This window comes from Vibrio glycogenivorans, assembly GCF_051660965.1.
GTDB lineage: Bacteria > Pseudomonadota > Gammaproteobacteria > Enterobacterales > Vibrionaceae > Vibrio.
Window position 1 is genome coordinate 17486 of the sequence record NZ_JBPVIS010000009.1, and the last position, 15134, is coordinate 32619.

A 15134-nucleotide genomic window follows, 5' to 3' on the forward strand; every position below is an offset into this window, starting at 1 on the left:
GCAGCGTAAATGTGTGCCGTAGTCTAACACAAAAAAAGGGGTTTTCGCCCAGCTACGACGAAAGAATAAGGCACTCGCGAGCTTTAGCCTCGAGTGCCTCACTATTACAGGCTTTACGATTGATTATTTAATCAACAGTGTGTTCACCGCGCCCAAGAATTGCGATGGGTCTTCAAGTGAGCCTCGTTCAGCAAGCATCGCCTGACCCAGCAGTACCTCAACCCAGCGACCAAAGGCCAGCTCATCAGACTCATCCGCCATGCGCTTGACCATTTCGTGCTCTGGATTGATCTCAAAGATGTATTTGACCTCTGGCGCCGCTTGGCCTGCCGCCTCAAGCAACTTGGCCATCTGCGTGCCCATCTCAAAGTCATCCGTCACCACGACTGCTGGGGTAGAAGCCAGCTTAAAGGTGGTGCGCACCTCTTTCACGCGATCACCAAGGTATTCCTTAGTACGTTCAACCACAGATTGGAACTCTTGTTCCGTCTCTTTCTGCTTTTCTTTCTCAGCTTCGTCTTCAAATTTGCTCAGATCCAGCCCAGCTTTTGTAATTGACTGGAACTGCTTGCCATCAAACTCAGTGAGATAGTTCATCAGCCACTCATCAATGCGATCGTACATCAAGATAACCTCGATGCCTTTAGCCTTAAACTGCTCTAGGTGAGGGCTGTTCTTAGCCGCTGCGTAACTGTCGGCCGTGAGGTAGTAGATCTTATCCTGCTCTTCCTTCATTCGCTCAACGTAAGCAGCTAGGCCCACGGTTTGCTCAGACGAGTCTGACTCTGTCGATGCAAAGCGCAGCAGACCGGCAACCTTCTCTTTGTTGCTCATGTCCTCAGCTGGGCCTTCTTTCATCACTAGGCCAAACTCTTTCCAGAACGATTGGTATTTCTCTTCATCGTTCTTCGCCATGCGCTCAAGCATAGTCAGCACGCGCTTGGTACACGCATTACGCAGAGATTGGGTGACCTTGTTGTCTTGTAGGATCTCACGCGAGACGTTCAATGGCAGATCATTCGAGTCTATCAAGCCACGCACAAAGCGCAGGTAAGACGGCATAAATTGCTCGGCATCGTCCATAATGAACACGCGCTGTACGTAAAGCTTAAGACCTGATTTATGGTCGCGATTCATCATATCCCAAGGCGCTTTTGCCGGGATGTACAGCAGGCTAGTATAGTCGTTCTTGCCTTCCACGCGGTTGTGGCTCCACACCAATGGATCGGCAAAATCGTGTGATACGTGTTTGTAGAATTCTTGGTACTCTTCATCAGAGATGTCTGACTTATTGCGCGTCCACAGTGCTTGTGCTTTGTTGATCTGCTCCCACTTCTTCTCGCCAGTCTCTTTGCCTTCTTCGTCACGCTCCGCAGTATGAATCGATACCGGGATCCCGATATGATCCGAATACTTGCTGATCACCTCACGCAAGCGCCACTCATTAAGGAACTCTTTGCCCTCTTCGCGCATGTGTAGGACGATGTCCGTGCCGCGACGCTCTTTATTGATGGTTTCAATTGTGTACTCACCCTCACCGGCTGAGTGCCACTGAACCGCCTCTTCCGCTGCAACACCTGCTGCGCGCGTGCGCACTGTGACCGCATCAGCAACAATAAACGCTGAGTAGAAGCCAACACCAAACTGACCAATCAGTTGAGAGTCCTTGCTTTGATCTTCAGAGAGCTTAGAGAAAAATTCTGCCGTGCCTGATTTGGCAATCGTGCCAAGGTGCTCAATCACGTCATCACGACTCATGCCGATGCCGTTATCTGAGATGGTCAGTGTGTTCGCTTGCTCATCAAAAGACAGTTTCACACCCAAGTCAGCATCACCTTGGTACAGGTCTGGGTTGGATAAAGCTTGGAAGCGCAGTTTGTCTGATGCATCCGAAGCATTAGAGATTAATTCACGCAAAAAGATCTCTTTGTTTGAGTACAAAGAGTGGATCATTAGATGAAGAAGCTGTTTAACTTCTGATTGAAATCCGCGTGTTTCTTTGTTGTTGGTAACGGTTTCGCTCATAGTGACTCCAAAACGTCCTACTGTTTGATTGGGGTACTGCTGTATGACAGATACCATGTGATGCTTTGTAGATAAGGTTCAATTAAGCAAATTCAAGGTCAAAAACTGTAAATGGCGTGTTTTTTTTATCTATTTTGTTTATCCTATGCGCCGAAAAATCCTCAAATAAGCTAAATACAGCTTGAGGTTTTCGCCCGCAACACAAGCCCCAATGGGCCAAGCACGCATCAACAAATCGTCACTTGACATAAAAATGTCACATTCTTACCATCGTGACCCTTGAATGCAACGCGCGCAATGAGCAGTGAAGAGTTTTAGATTTTGGTCAACATTTCCACTGCTTCGATATAATTTTTAGGCCGCTCAGCGGTCGACTGAGGTGTAGTAAACGTTTATGAGTAATTTCGGTGACAAATATATACTCGCTGACAAGTTTCTATTCGATCCTAATAACAACTCTCTGTTTGATCAGGTTGATGAACAGACGATTCGTCTGGGCAGTAATGAGAGCCGCATCTTACTGTTGCTGGCCCAGCGTCCGAATGAAATCGTCACTCGCGCTGAGCTGCACGAGTTCGTCTGGCGCGAGCAAGGCTTTGAGGTCGATGACTCAAGTTTGACCCAAGCTATCTCGACGCTGCGCAAGATGCTCAATGACTCGACCAAGAATCCCCAATTTGTCAAAACTGTGCCCAAGCGTGGCTATCAATTGATCTGTCCCGTTGAGTCTGCCCCCGTCTTCACCACGCCAACTCAAGATGAGGAGAGCGCTGTGGAAACGCTGGAAGCGAAACTCAACACTGCGCCGTTAGAGACTCAAACCCCAGTTGAAGCGCCTGTGCCTGCAAGCCAGCCATTGGTGGATGAGAGCCCATCTGTCGAAAGCAAGCCGCAAACACGCCCGGCCTCAAAGTGGATGACGATGGTGACACTGGCAGTCGCCATACTCTTACCGGTACTTTCGCTATTTCACTCTCAACCTGAAGAGCAGCAGTTCCGCCAGCTGAGCCTGCTACAAGAGACACCCGTCCTAGCTCCGATCAACCACCCAGATTTGAGTGTCTGGCTGCCATCGATTGAGCAGTGTGTCACGCGCTATATGGAAAAGCGTAGTGATCAGCAACTGAGTGCGCCTATCGAGGTGATCGCCACCGGAGGACAAAACAACCTAGTGGTACTCAACTACATCCACCCAGTTGAAGACTCTGGCTCAAGCTACTCTCAACAACTGATCTCTGAGCCCAATACTTTAACCAAGATCTGCGAATAAGGACGGAGAATGATGAAACAGATCCATGCAACGCTCCTGCTTATACTCTCACTAGCCCTCAGTGCTTGGTTAGTGACGTCAGGTGACAACAAAATCGAAAAGTTGCTCACCTCGAAAGAGTGGCAATCACACAGCGTATCGCTGATTTCTGAGGATTTCGATCTCCAGAGCTATGGGCCTCTCGCCCGCGCGGAAATGACCGCCAACGTCAAATATCTGCCCAATGGCGGCTATATTCGCGCCGCAACAGTGCGCCTATTCAGTCACTCTGATGATAGTGTCGTGGTGATGAATATTACCGAGTCCGGTTTTTGGGATATCAGCGATAATTACCTGCTTATCTCCCCGACCGAGTTCAAAAACGTCACGACACCCAATGTGACCGATTTTACTGAACAACAGCTCGAGATCTTAAAGCAGATCTTTAAGATGAATGCCCAAGCTAGCCGCCGCATTGATATTGTCAATGAGAAGTCGCTGCTACTCACCAGCCTTAACCACGGCTCAACCGTGTTGTTTTCTCATTAACAACCGCGAGAATAAGAGACCGCTAAAACCATGGATTGGTTAGATGCATCGCTACTTTTTATCGGCTCTCTGCTAGCCAATACCCTCGCCTCCATGTCTGGTGGTGGCGCGGGCTTGCTACAGTTCCCCTTGCTGATCTTTCTTGGCTTACCCTTCTCACAAGCGTTAGCCACCCATAAAGTCGCCACTGTTGCACTGGGCCTAGGCGCCGCTTATACCCACCTCAAAGCCAAAACTTGCAGCACAATCACGATGATATACGTCATCTTGGCGGGTAGCTTAGGCGTGGTTGCAGGTGCCTATCTGGTGGTGCAAATCCCCGATAGAGTCGCTGAGTTGATGCTCGGTGTCATGATTATTGCACTTGGTGTGTACTCACGTTTTAAACCACAATTGGGCCAGAGTAACTTAGAAAAGAATCGTCACCCATTGGGTTACCTTGTTGGTGGTCTCGGATTGGCTGGAATCGGTGTTATCAATGGCTCACTGACCGCCGGCTCAGGGTTACTCGTGACCTTGTTTTTGGTTCAGTGGTTTGGCTATAGCTACAAGCAAGCAGTGGCGCTGACCATGATTTGTGTGGGACTATTTTGGAACGGTTTGGGCGGGGTCGCAGTGGTTCAAGCCGGTGCGCCCATTTACTGGCCTTGGCTGCCAATCCTTTTGCTCGCTTCGTTTATTGGCGGGGGGTTAGGCGCAATGATTGCGGTCAAAAAGAGCAATCAGTTTATCAAGAACTGTTTTGAAATTTTAACCCTACTGGTTGGATTGAAATTGTTGTTCTAACGAGTACCGCGAACGGCTCTCGTCAGAACACCGACACTCATCAAGCGATAGCGACCTGTTTGAGCACCTGCCCCTCAAGGCTGAGTACCTCAAGACGTTCACCATCGAGGAGCCCGTAGCTGGCTGGGTATTGATTGCGTGGAATCGTCACTGAGCCAGGATTGAAAATAAACTGCTCCCCCTGCTTTTCCGCAACAGGAATATGCGTGTGACCATGGGCGATGATATCCCCCTCTCGCAAAGCAGGGCGTTGCTCGGCATTGTACAGATGACCATGGGTTAAGAACATGCGCTGACCCGACGGCAACATAAGCCATGCGTAATCAGACATCATTGGGAACGCAAGCAGCATCTGATCGACCTCACTGTCACAATTACCTCGCACGGCAATGATCTGCGTCGCATACTGGTTTAACAGCTCAGCCACGGCTGGCGGATTATAACCTTCAGGGATCGCGTTTCTTGGTCCATGGTTGAGCACATCACCAAGCAATACTAAGGTGTCCGCCCCCGAGGCGTTGAATAGTTCAATAGCAGTCTCAGTCGCGGGCAGTGAGCCGTGTAGATCAGAGGCAAAAAAGAGTTTCATTGTCGTTCTCCATCGTCTTTGCCGCTATTCTACCGATTTTTTTGTCTGACAAAAGCCCTAGGCTTGGGTCGCCATCCCGTTGATGACGATATTGTTGTAGCTCACCATCCCCACCACTTGTTGATCATCGATCACCGGCGCGCGGCTGATACCAAAACGCTCAAACAAACGCGCGCAGTATTTGACGTTCATAGTCGAAGACACCGACAGCGCAGGCTTAGTCATAACTTCATAGATGTTGGTGCGCTCCGGCGAGCGATTTTGCGCCAAGACTTTTTTTGCAATGTCATTCATCAACACAATACCGTACTCATCACCGGCGTTGCGTTTCGCCACAATCAGCGCCTTGACCCGATGCTCTCGAGCGAGGTTGATCCCATCTTGCACCGTCGCCAGGCCGTCGATCATCACATAGTTGTTTGACATGACATCACTCACCCGTATTGCTTTCACGCCATTGCTCATAACTCGTCCTCCACAATTTTACTCAGTGATGCCACTTGGTGACTGACCCCAACGGCATCCTCAACATCGATCTGAATCGCGATCCCTTGACCAGATTCGACATCAAACTCCCCTACTTCGGCGATTTTTTCCAGAATGTGGCGCGATAAATGCTCCTCGACGACAAACAACAACACATCTTTTTGCGACTCCAGTGTCAGCCCAAAGAAGGTGCGCCTTTGGCTCAACCCCTCACCTCGCGCATTGTTGATCACGGTCGCCCCTGTTGCGCCAGATTGACGCGCCGCATCAAGTACTGCCTCAGTTCGACTGTCTTCAACAAACGCCAATAACAATTTAAATCTCATCTTTGTTCCCTCTCCCTGTGTGCCAGCCATTGCGTCATTTGCGCATACCCCATAACCGAAATCATTGGAAACAAACTCGCAAAAGCGATTAAGCCAAAACCATCAAGCAACGGGCTGCGGCCCGGAACCGTCGAAGCCAGTCCAAGTCCTAGTGCAGCGACCAAAGGCACGGTCACTGTCGAGGTCGTCACGCCACCGGAGTCATACGCAAGCGGCACGATCATCGCCGGAGCAAATCGAGTTTGTATCACCACCACGATATAACCACTGATGATGTAATACTGGATGGGATCCCCCACCACGATACGATAGCACCCAAGCGCAATGCCACAGGCGACCCCAATCGCGACAGCGATACGCAAACCATTGACACTGATTGCCCCCGCTGAAACCTGATTGGCTTTAATTGCGACGGCAATCAACGATGGCTCTGCAATCGTTGTACTGAACCCAATCGAGGCGGCGAACAGATAGACCCAGTAGTAATCAAACCATTGCAATGGCCCAAAGGCGCTGAGCCGACTGTGCTCAAGAAAGTTCACCGAGGTGAGCTGAATCGCCATCATATCGCCGAGCGGGAACAGTGCAGCCTCGAGCCCCATTAAAAATAGCGTTAAACCAATAACCACATATACGAAGCCAATCACGACCCGAGTCAACCTGGGCACGGCTCTTCTTAAGACAAAAAATTGAAAGGCAAATAAAACCGAGACGATCGGCAGGGTATCTCTAAGCGTCGAGACAAACGTTTCGCCGAGCATAACCAGGGTCACCATACCGCCCCCTGGCTGTTGACCCACATGCCAAACACCATCACAAACATCATCGGCACCAGTGAAGCAAAGGCAATCAGGCCGAACCCATCCACCAGCGGGCTGCGGCCTTTGATTGAAGACGACAGCCCAACCCCAAGTGCCGTCACCAATGGCACGGTAATCGTCGACGTGGTTACGCCACCTGAGTCATACGCAATGCCAATGATTTCTTGTGGGGCAAAAAAGGTTAATACCACCACCAGCACGTAACCGCCAATGATCATCCACTGAATCGACCAACCCTTGAGTATCCTAAGCACGCCCACCACCAATGCACTGCCGACAGAGATCGCCACTGTTATCTTGAGCCAAAAGGCGTAGCTACTACGTTGCTGCTCGCTATTCTCTATCATGCCCCCTTTTGCTGCGACTAACGAAGCCTCATTACTGACTGCCGTGAGCGCGGGCTCAGCAACGGTGGTACCAAAACCCAAACAAAACGAGAACAATAATAGCCAGCCAACCGAGCCCTTTTGTGCAAAGGCCTGAGCCATTGACTCACCGATAGGAAACAGACCAAGTTCGAGACCAAAGACAAACAGAGTCAAACCCAGCACGACCAGCACCAAACCCACTGTCACCTCGAGCAAGTAGGGCAACGGGCGCTGCAACACAACGAGTTGGAAAAAGGCAACCACGAGAATAATCGGCAATAAGTCTTTGAAACTGCTCGCACAGGCCAGCAGTAGCTCTTTCAGCGGACGCAAGGTACACTCCAATCCAGTGGTGAGTTTCGCGGCGGTAAAGCTCTATTGATTCAACTATGGCAAACAGAACCCTGCCTCGGTGTGAGCAAGATTCCATCCTCTATGTGCAATCGGCATTTCTTCTCAAATCAACGGTCAATCTTAAGCCATCACACGCGAAGCGCTTACCGCTTACTTGGCTATACTTGTCATTCTAGGAGGGATTATGAAAATACTACTCACCGGTGGGACCGGGTTTATTGGTCAAGAGTTGCTTAAAGCGTTATGCACTCACTCTTTGGTGATCCTCACCAGGGATGTCGGTCGCGCCAAGCAATCTCTGGCGTATCTAAACGCCAAAAGCATCGAATACGTCAGCACTCTCGATGATTTTGATGATCTCAATCAGTTTGACGCCATTATTAACCTTGCCGGTGAGCCCATCGCTGATAAACGCTGGACAGAGGAGCAAAAGGCGCTCATCTGTCGCAGTCGCTGGGACATTACCGAGCAATTGGTGGCCCTGATCCACGCCTCAACCGAGCCTCCACACACCTTTATCAGCGGCAGCGCTGTAGGCTATTACGGTGATCAGCAGGCGCATCCCTTCGACGAGTGCCTCAAAGTTAACCGACACGACTTTACCCACCATGTTTGCAGGCAGTGGGAAGAGCTTGCCGGTAAAGCACAATCGGAAAATACGCGCGTGGTGCTACTGCGCACCGGGATAGTCTTAGCCCCAAATGGAGGGGCGTTGAAAAAGATGCTGCTGCCATACAAACTTGGCCTCGGCGGGCCTATCGGCAGTGGGGAGCAATACATGCCTTGGATCCATATGCTCGACATGATCCGAGCGATTGTGTTCCTACTGGAAACAGAGCATGCTCACGGACCATTCAATCTCTCCTCGCCACATCCTGTTCCTAACACCCATTTCAGTCGCCAACTCGCTAAAACCCTAAAGCGCCCGCACTTCTTGTTCACGCCTAAGTGGGCGCTGTCGGCTGCCATGGGTGAGAGTGCCTGTCTCTTATTTGATAGCTTGCGCGCGAAACCCAAAAAGCTGACCGAGCTTGGCTTTGTGTTTAGCTATTCACGTCTCGAGCCCGCATTGAGAAATCTATTGCAACACGCCAACTGATCCGTCATGCTCTGCTTGGTATTCAAGCATCAAGGAGAGCTTTGTGAATCAATGGGTTGTTGTTACTGGGTGTTCATCTGGCATCGGTCGTGCCTGTCTCAAGCCACTCAAGCAAGCAGGCTATAAGGTGATCGCCACCTGCCGAAAAACACTCGATGTTGAGGCGCTGCAAGCCGAGGGATTCACCTGCCTGCAACTCGACCTTGATGACTCTCAGTCGATAGCCCTCTGTGCTGAGGAGATCGCCACCCTCACCGAAGGCAAGCTTTATGGGCTGTTCAACAATGCCGCCTATGGGCAACCCGGGGCAATTGAGGACTTACCGGTTGCCGCATTAAAAGCTCAATTTAGTACCAACTTATTTGGTTGGCATGATCTCACCACCCGACTGCTGCCACTGATGCACAGCAATGGCCACGGGCGGATCGTGCAAAACAGCTCGGTGCTCGGGTTTGCCGCGATGAAATACCGCGGGGCATATAACGCCTCCAAGTTTGCTCTCGAGGGCTACACTGATACGCTACGCCTTGAGCTGAGCGATACCAATATTCGAGTCGCTCTGATTGAGCCAGGACCGATCGACACTCGATTTCGCGCCAATGCGCTCGCGGCCTTTTTGTGCTGGATTAGCCCAGAAAACAGTCGTCACGCGCGCGAGTACCAAAGTCAGATCCTGCGCCTTGAGAAAGAACAATCTGGCAATCGGTTTGTCCTGCCAGCAAGTGCTTGTATTGAACCCGTTCTGCACGCGCTAGGTAGCCAAAAGCCACGTCATCGCTATCGAATCACCACGCCAACCAAAGTGTTTGCGCTACTAAAACGCTTACTACCAACGCGCTGGCTCGATGCGATTCTCAGTCGTGCCGCATAGACGATTAAATAACAATCTCATCAACTAGCAGAAAAATTCGTCATCTGTAATTAAAGCGTCACATTCAGTTGTTAAATTCTACGCTCTCAAGTTATTACCAACCAACGAAAGGGCAAGGACTATGTCACTGAATCAGCTCAACTGGCTGACGCTAGGAGTCACTTTAACAGTGTTATTATTTTGGTAAAAAACGGTGATTTGACAATCACCGTTTTTTTATCTGCTCGCAATACTAATTTAACTTGAAAATAGCCTAACTCTCCCCAAAATAATGATTATTAGTCATTATTTTTGGATCTCTCTATGCAATCCCCTTACATCGTCGAGCTCACAGAGCAAAACTTCCGCCAAGTCCTCGAAGGCTCTATGCAAACCCCAGTGCTGTTGCACTTTTATGCATCAGTCAGCCAAGAGAGCCTGGACCTGATCCCTGCAATTCAAACTCTGACCCAAGAATACGATGGCGCCCTCACTCTGGCACTGGTTGACTGCGAGCAACAGCAAGCCATTGCAGGCCAATTTGGCATTCAGGCTCTGCCAACGATAGCGCTATTTATCAACGGCCAACCCGTCGATGGCCTCGGAGGCCCACAGCCGATCCAAGAAATTGAGAATATGCTGGCTAAGCACCTGCCAAGCAGAGACGAACTAACCTTACAAAAGGCAGCCAAGCTGATTGAACAAGGCCAGCATACCCAAGCCCTCACGCTGCTCGACCAAATTAGCGAGCCACGCGTAAGCAAGGGCGATGTGAAACTGGCTAAGGCAGACTGCTTACTTGAGACTCAGCAGTTTGACCAAGCCGAGCAGTTGCTCAGCCAAATCCCTTTGGAGTATCAAGACAACTACTACAAAGGCTTATTGGCCAAGCTTGATCTGCACAAGCAAGCCGCGGACAGCCCAGAAATTCAAGCACTGGAAAACGCGCTAGAACAGCAGCCTGATAACATGCAAATCGCCTGCGATCTCGCTCGCCAGTATCATCAAGTCAACCGCGACGAAGAGGCACTTTCCCTACTATGGCAATTCCTTGCGCGTGACCTCAACAGCCTCGATGGTGAACTGAAAAAAGTGTTTATGGATATCTTGTCTGCCCTTGGGCAAGGCAATCCTGTGGCTGGCCAATATCGTCGTCAGCTGTACTCTATGCTCTACTGATCGCACCACAGCGCAAACCACACCGACCGCCACCATGTTAGTGGCGGTTTTTATTGACCTATACCCTAGCAACACTCGCTGAAACGTCACCTAGGGGTAACTTGAATATATTACCTGCGTCAAGATCGCATAAATCACCTTATCTCTTCCCTAATATTCGTGGTTATGCAATGGTTGGTATAACTTGCTTGATTGCTGCACAGGCGGCAATGAGCGAACAGCCGCATTTCATCTATTAAAAAGCCAAAGGAGTACTGCTATGCCTGTTGATTCTCTGGTCACTATCGCCATCTTTGTCGCGGTGGTGGTTATTTTTATTGCTGCCGGGATCAAAACCGTGCCACAAGGGAACAACTGGACCGTTGAGCGTTTTGGGCGCTATACCCACACCCTAAAGCCTGGTCTTAATTTAATTATCCCATTCATCGATCGTGTTGGTCATCGCATCAATATGATGGAGCGTGTGCTCGATATTCCAGCCCAAGAGGTGATCTCAAAGGACAATGCCAATGTGGTCATCGACGCGGTATGTTTTGTTCAGGTAATTCAAGCGCCACAGGCCGCCTATGAGGTCAATGACCTTGAGCATGCAATTCGCAACCTGACGCTGACCAACATCCGTACCGTTTTAGGCTCGATGGAGCTCGATGAAATGCTCAGCCAGCGTGATATGATCAATACCAAGCTGCTGTCCATCGTTGACGAAGCCACCAATCCATGGGGCGTCAAAGTCACTCGTATCGAGATAAAAGACGTCCAACCCCCAGCCGATCTGACAGCAGCAATGAACGCACAGATGAAAGCTGAGCGTAATAAGCGTGCCGATATCCTTGAGGCAGAGGGGGTTCGTCAAGCAGAGATCCTCAAGGCTGAGGGTCAAAAACAGGCCGAAATCCTTAAGGCCGAGGGTGATAAGCAGGCGGCCATCTTACAAGCCGAGGCACGTGAGCGTGCCGCTGAGGCTGAAGCGAAAGCGACCCATATGGTATCAGAGGCAATAGCCAAAGGTGATGTCCAGGCGATCAACTACTTCGTCGCTCAGGGGTACACTGAGGCGATAAAGAGTATCGGTCAAGCGGAGAACGGTAAGATCATTATGTTGCCACTTGAGGCTTCTGGCCTGATGGGCTCAGTGGCCGGAATTGCTGAGATGTTTAAACACAGCAAGACAGATAACGGTTAAGTGTCAGTCTAAAGGAATGGATGTGATCACACTTCTAGAGAACATGAATCATTGGCATTGGCTTGCTTTGGGCTTACTCTTGCTGGCGGTTGAACTGCTCGGCACAGCGGGGTACTTCCTATGGATTGGGCTGTCAGCCATGTTAGTCGGCATCCTGTTGACCTTTATACCAATGAGTTGGCAACTGCAATGGGTCGCCTTTGCGGTCTTTGCATTAGTAACTGCATGGTTATGGTGGCGGCGACAGTTGAGTAATGACAAGCTCGCCGACGACCAACGCGATCTTAATCAGAAGCACAAGCAAATGATTGGCACCGTGCTAACTCTGGAGCAAGACACGCAGGTTGGCGTCAATCGCCTGCGCCTCGGAGATACCACTTGGTCGGCCTATTGTGATAAGCCGCTAACCAAAGGCACTGTGGTCATCGTTGTCGATATGAAAGGCATAACCCTAACCATTGAAGAAAAACGCTAAACATTGTGATCCCTTTCGTTTTTTTTGCTTACACTTAGTGTGCAGCTTCAATTCAATCAGGAGGGGTTCCAATGAAGACGCTATTCACTGCGTTAATGGTCGTGGCATTTTCTGCAAGCGCTTATTCAGCGAAAACCGAGTTGGTCGAGTGTAAAATCGGCGCACAAACCAAGCAGCTCCCTTACTCAGTCTGCATTCAGGAAGGCGTGAACCGAAAACGCTAACCTGAGATTGATTCTGCCAATAGCAATAAAGAGCGCCAAGGCGCTCTTTATTTTGCCTGCTAAGAAAGTTAACGTCGCGCAAACTGTTTAATATTCGATACAAATCGCTGCCATTTGAGCGAATGACGCTTATTTTTTAACACGAAACGTGATCAGAGACCTAAAATTCTCTCTATCCAAGCGTATCTCGACGGGAGATACAGGGATAAAGGAGAACACATGATGAAACGACTCACACTTGTACTTTTTGCGCTGTTACTCGGCTCACAAGCCTTCGCCTACTCCAACGGAAACTCCACCTCCGGGCCACTGGTTGATTGCCAGATCGACGGCCAAGTTAAGTACATTCCCATCGTTATCTGCAAGCACAGTGGTGGCCAGGTACTTTAACTGCCTTGCTGAGTCGCGTAGGTTTGGCTTACGCGACTTGGGCTAAGCTCACTGAGTGATTAGCCAGGCGAGAATTTGCTTACGCTCACTGGGCGTCGCTTGTTGATACCAGTACTCCAACATAGATCCACCGGTTGAGGTTAAGCCCAAAGACTCAACATCCCCGTCACGATTGCGCAGCGCCCAACCCTCAAATTGATGCCGTTCATCCAGACTTGCCTTGGGATACCAGTACTGCGTCATTGATAACGCCGTAACCTCTTGCCCCTGCTCTGGAGAATCGACAGCTTCGGCTTGGCTGCCTTCGCTTTTGGCGAGCGCCTCACGAGCAATAGCGTCGATGTAACCGGCTGGAATAAAAAACTCACTAACCGCAGATTTACCCGCAGAAGAGAGTGTAAAACTCAGCCCCTGCTGGCGACCACGCTCGAGCGCCGCAGGCTCGAGGTTAAAAGCGAGGTGTTGCGTGATAGTGCAGTGTTCATTACACATCGACGATGGTGGCTGTGTGGTGTGCAGCGGCATCGTTTGACCATCAATGGTCACGGTTTGATAGGTGTCGAAGGTACGAAAGTAATTGAGCGTTAGGAAAATGACACTCTTCGGCGCTTGACGCTGTGGCTTGGCGAAATTAGCCTCCAAGCTTAACGTTGCTTTGATCACATCAGCCCCGCGCAGAGTATTGAAATCTGGCGAGTAAGCTTGCCCTGTGATCTGATAATGACTACCTCGATCCAAAACCTGCTCAATGGCTTGACTGAAATCGCTGCTAGAGTCCAGCGTTGAACATGCCGACAATCCGATGAGCAATAACCCAACCATTAATCTATTTATCATCCTGCACTCCTCACGCATCATCCTATCTATACCAAAGACAAACTTAGCGTTGCTTCTGTTGTATAACATGACAAAACACGCTGACGGCTGTCAGCGTGTTTTGCTTACTGCAACGTGATACGATTAAAAACCGTATTCAATACCCACGCGCGTCACGATATCGGTATCGGCATCACCCACGGTGCGCCCCGCAACTCGCAGGTAAGGCACGAAACCGTTAATCACACCCATAACCTGACCTGAGAGGGTATTGCTGTCCATCCCGACTTTGCTACCGCCCTGTTCTGCATCGAGGTTTTCAGCATAACCCACTTTGATTCCAAGCGGGCCATTCCAGTACTGACCGATCACTGAGTAAGAGCTCTGCTCTATCTTCTGGCGACTGCCCTTATAGTTATCAAGCTCTTCGTATTTGTAGGCTGCCGCTATTCCAAAGCCTGCCGGCAGGGCGGCCTCAAAGCCGACAATATAAGCAAAGGCGTCTTCTTCATATCCAGGAACAACTGGCGACTGATCCGGTACGCCGTCGTCACCAATGCTCCAGTCACCGCCTGACTCTTCAATAACACGTGTACCTGATTCAACCCCCGCCATCAAAGTGATGCTTTCAAAACTGTAGCGCGCACTGCCCCCAACAAAGTTCGCATCGCGGGTTGCCGCTCCACTCACGCCATCCGGTGCATCACGTCCAACAGAGGCGGCAAAGGAGAAGCCACTAAAGTTAGGCGAGTCATAGCGGACTTGGTTCGACTGGCGATCGTAATGAGCTGAGATCCCGCCCCAGTCAAATACAGAACCAAGGCCAGGGTTAGAGAATGGCCAGTCAACGATTTCATACAAAGGGGTCAGGACTCGACCGACGCGTACGTTGCCCCAATCACCCGAGGCGCCGACGTAGGTATCACGAGCGCCAAGGCTACCACCCTGCCAACTATCGACGTACCCGGACTCGATCTGCATGGTGACTGTGAAGTTATCAAACATCTCTTTATGGGCTCGAAAACCAATCCGCGATTCGTTTTCAACCACATAGCCAGTGCTGGCATCGTTGTTGTCAGTGGTGTTGTAATTGACCATAGAGATCGCCGCTACACCATAAACCTCAACATTGAAGTCGGTGTTGACGCCAACCTGTTTCGCCATTGCTCCAGTAGACGTGAGTGCCACTGCAGCACCAATAAGTGTACGTTTGAACATTGTTTCCATGGAATAACTCCTAAAAATGGACATAGCTGTTTTTATCAAACTCTCTCGCTTTAGTTGGCCGCCGAAGTGAAAGAGAATGTGATGTAATATCCTCTAGTCAAAGAGAAATTTTGTTTAGGACACTGAACGTGTAACCAT

18 protein-coding genes are annotated in these 15134 nt (G+C 50.1%); 10 read left to right on the plus strand and 8 right to left on the minus strand.

Going from position 1 to position 15134, the window contains the following annotated elements; genetic code table 11:
- Nucleotides 1-123: 123 nt before the first annotated feature.
- Entirely contained in the window at nt 124-2025 is a 1902-nt protein-coding gene (gene htpG, locus ACSTTG_RS17010) for a molecular chaperone HtpG (protein WP_438460398.1), read from the minus strand.
- A 394-nt stretch (nt 2026-2419) separates the two neighbouring features.
- On the opposite strand from htpG, the gene ACSTTG_RS17015 reads away from it, so the two are divergent.
- The 3 genes from ACSTTG_RS17015 to ACSTTG_RS17025 are packed head-to-tail and all read left to right on the plus strand — an operon-like array spanning nt 2420 to nt 4609.
- Nucleotides 2420-3295, plus strand: a complete 876-nt coding sequence (locus ACSTTG_RS17015; RefSeq protein ID WP_438460397.1) for a winged helix-turn-helix domain-containing protein — start codon at nt 2420-2422, stop codon at nt 3293-3295.
- Between the two features lie 12 nt (nt 3296-3307).
- Entirely contained in the window at nt 3308-3823 is a 516-nt protein-coding gene (locus ACSTTG_RS17020) for a regulatory protein ToxS (RefSeq protein ID WP_438460421.1), read from the plus strand.
- A 30-nt stretch (nt 3824-3853) separates the two neighbouring features.
- The gene (locus ACSTTG_RS17025; RefSeq protein WP_438475668.1) at nt 3854-4609 is read left to right on the plus strand and encodes a sulfite exporter TauE/SafE family protein; all 756 of its coding nucleotides are present in this window, start codon (nt 3854-3856) and stop codon (nt 4607-4609) included.
- 40 nt (nt 4610-4649) lie between these two features.
- On the opposite strand, the gene yfcE is transcribed toward ACSTTG_RS17025, so the two are convergent.
- Genes yfcE through ACSTTG_RS17050 form a run of 5 tightly spaced genes read right to left on the minus strand, consistent with a single transcriptional unit; the run spans nt 4650 to nt 7532 of the window.
- A complete protein-coding gene (gene yfcE, locus ACSTTG_RS17030) occupies nt 4650-5198 on the minus strand; it encodes a phosphodiesterase (protein WP_438460395.1) in 549 nt (182 codons plus the stop codon).
- A 57-nt stretch (nt 5199-5255) separates the two neighbouring features.
- Nucleotides 5256-5663 (minus strand): CBS domain-containing protein, encoded by a 408-nt coding sequence (locus ACSTTG_RS17035; protein WP_438475669.1) that lies wholly within the window; start codon nt 5661-5663, stop codon nt 5256-5258.
- Entirely contained in the window at nt 5660-6010 is a 351-nt protein-coding gene (locus ACSTTG_RS17040; protein ID WP_438460393.1) for a P-II family nitrogen regulator, read from the minus strand. The genes ACSTTG_RS17035 and ACSTTG_RS17040 overlap by 4 nt, the downstream gene beginning before the upstream one ends.
- Nucleotides 6007-6786, minus strand: coding sequence for a DUF1538 domain-containing protein (locus tag ACSTTG_RS17045; RefSeq protein WP_438460420.1), 780 nt, complete (start codon nt 6784-6786; stop codon nt 6007-6009). Before ACSTTG_RS17045 ends, ACSTTG_RS17040 begins: the two co-directional genes overlap by 4 nt.
- The gene (locus ACSTTG_RS17050; protein ID WP_438475670.1) at nt 6780-7532 is read right to left on the minus strand and encodes a DUF1538 family protein; all 753 of its coding nucleotides are present in this window, start codon (nt 7530-7532) and stop codon (nt 6780-6782) included. The genes ACSTTG_RS17045 and ACSTTG_RS17050 overlap by 7 nt, the downstream gene beginning before the upstream one ends.
- A 205-nt stretch (nt 7533-7737) precedes the next feature.
- Here ACSTTG_RS17050 and ACSTTG_RS17055 point away from each other — a divergent pair, with 205 nt between their 5' ends.
- The 7 genes from ACSTTG_RS17055 (at nt 7738) to ACSTTG_RS17085 (ending at nt 12953) form a co-directional block, all read left to right on the plus strand.
- The gene (locus tag ACSTTG_RS17055) at nt 7738-8652 is read left to right on the plus strand and encodes a TIGR01777 family oxidoreductase (RefSeq protein WP_438475671.1); all 915 of its coding nucleotides are present in this window, start codon (nt 7738-7740) and stop codon (nt 8650-8652) included.
- A gap of 43 nt (nt 8653-8695) precedes the next feature.
- Nucleotides 8696-9523 carry an SDR family oxidoreductase gene (locus ACSTTG_RS17060; protein ID WP_438460390.1) on the plus strand — a complete coding sequence of 276 codons (828 nt, stop codon included), beginning with the start codon at nt 8696-8698 and terminating at the stop codon, nt 9521-9523.
- Nucleotides 9524-9826: 303 nt separating this feature from the next.
- Nucleotides 9827-10681 carry a tetratricopeptide repeat protein gene (locus tag ACSTTG_RS17065; RefSeq protein ID WP_438460389.1) on the plus strand — a complete coding sequence of 285 codons (855 nt, stop codon included), beginning with the start codon at nt 9827-9829 and terminating at the stop codon, nt 10679-10681.
- A 259-nt stretch (nt 10682-10940) separates the two neighbouring features.
- Nucleotides 10941-11864, plus strand: coding sequence for an SPFH domain-containing protein (locus ACSTTG_RS17070; RefSeq protein ID WP_438460388.1), 924 nt, complete (start codon nt 10941-10943; stop codon nt 11862-11864).
- A 16-nt stretch (nt 11865-11880) separates the two neighbouring features.
- Complete coding sequence (locus ACSTTG_RS17075; RefSeq protein WP_438460387.1) at nt 11881-12339, plus strand: NfeD family protein; 459 nt, start codon at nt 11881-11883, stop codon at nt 12337-12339.
- A gap of 71 nt (nt 12340-12410) precedes the next feature.
- Nucleotides 12411-12563, plus strand: coding sequence for a hypothetical protein (locus ACSTTG_RS17080; protein WP_438475672.1), 153 nt, complete (start codon nt 12411-12413; stop codon nt 12561-12563).
- 219 nt (nt 12564-12782) lie between these two features.
- Nucleotides 12783-12953 (plus strand): hypothetical protein, encoded by a 171-nt coding sequence (locus ACSTTG_RS17085; protein ID WP_438460385.1) that lies wholly within the window; start codon nt 12783-12785, stop codon nt 12951-12953.
- A gap of 48 nt (nt 12954-13001) precedes the next feature.
- On the opposite strand, the gene ACSTTG_RS17090 is transcribed toward ACSTTG_RS17085, so the two are convergent.
- Nucleotides 13002-13790, minus strand: a complete 789-nt coding sequence (locus ACSTTG_RS17090) for a hypothetical protein (protein WP_438460384.1) — start codon at nt 13788-13790, stop codon at nt 13002-13004.
- A gap of 123 nt (nt 13791-13913) precedes the next feature.
- Nucleotides 13914-14996, minus strand: a complete 1083-nt coding sequence (locus ACSTTG_RS17095; RefSeq protein ID WP_438460383.1) for a porin — start codon at nt 14994-14996, stop codon at nt 13914-13916.
- Between the last annotated feature and the right edge of the window lie 138 nt (nt 14997-15134).

Bases quoted from the DNA above. Each gene is read 5' to 3' on its own strand.
- ACSTTG_RS17075 (WP_438460387.1), top strand. From the start codon at position 11,881: ATGGATGTGATCACACTTCTAGAGAACATGAATCATTGGCATTGGCTT.
- ACSTTG_RS17070 (WP_438460388.1), top strand. From the start codon at position 10,941: ATGCCTGTTGATTCTCTGGTCACTATCGCCATCTTTGTCGCGGTGGTG.
- ACSTTG_RS17015 (WP_438460397.1), top strand. From the start codon at position 2,420: ATGAGTAATTTCGGTGACAAATATATACTCGCTGACAAGTTTCTATTC.
- ACSTTG_RS17020 (WP_438460421.1), top strand. From the start codon at position 3,308: ATGAAACAGATCCATGCAACGCTCCTGCTTATACTCTCACTAGCCCTC.
- ACSTTG_RS17085 (WP_438460385.1), top strand. From the start codon at position 12,783: ATGATGAAACGACTCACACTTGTACTTTTTGCGCTGTTACTCGGCTCA.
- ACSTTG_RS17055 (WP_438475671.1), top strand. From the start codon at position 7,738: ATGAAAATACTACTCACCGGTGGGACCGGGTTTATTGGTCAAGAGTTG.
- ACSTTG_RS17065 (WP_438460389.1), top strand. From the start codon at position 9,827: ATGCAATCCCCTTACATCGTCGAGCTCACAGAGCAAAACTTCCGCCAA.
- htpG (WP_438460398.1), bottom strand. From the start codon at position 2,025: ATGAGCGAAACCGTTACCAACAACAAAGAAACACGCGGATTTCAATCA.
- ACSTTG_RS17045 (WP_438460420.1), bottom strand. From the start codon at position 6,786: ATGGTGACCCTGGTTATGCTCGGCGAAACGTTTGTCTCGACGCTTAGA.
- ACSTTG_RS17035 (WP_438475669.1), bottom strand. From the start codon at position 5,663: ATGAGCAATGGCGTGAAAGCAATACGGGTGAGTGATGTCATGTCAAAC.
- ACSTTG_RS17080 (WP_438475672.1), top strand. From the start codon at position 12,411: ATGAAGACGCTATTCACTGCGTTAATGGTCGTGGCATTTTCTGCAAGC.
- ACSTTG_RS17025 (WP_438475668.1), top strand. From the start codon at position 3,854: ATGGATTGGTTAGATGCATCGCTACTTTTTATCGGCTCTCTGCTAGCC.
- yfcE (WP_438460395.1), bottom strand. From the start codon at position 5,198: ATGAAACTCTTTTTTGCCTCTGATCTACACGGCTCACTGCCCGCGACT.
- ACSTTG_RS17040 (WP_438460393.1), bottom strand. From the start codon at position 6,010: ATGAGATTTAAATTGTTATTGGCGTTTGTTGAAGACAGTCGAACTGAG.
- ACSTTG_RS17095 (WP_438460383.1), bottom strand. From the start codon at position 14,996: ATGGAAACAATGTTCAAACGTACACTTATTGGTGCTGCAGTGGCACTC.
- ACSTTG_RS17090 (WP_438460384.1), bottom strand. From the start codon at position 13,790: ATGATAAATAGATTAATGGTTGGGTTATTGCTCATCGGATTGTCGGCA.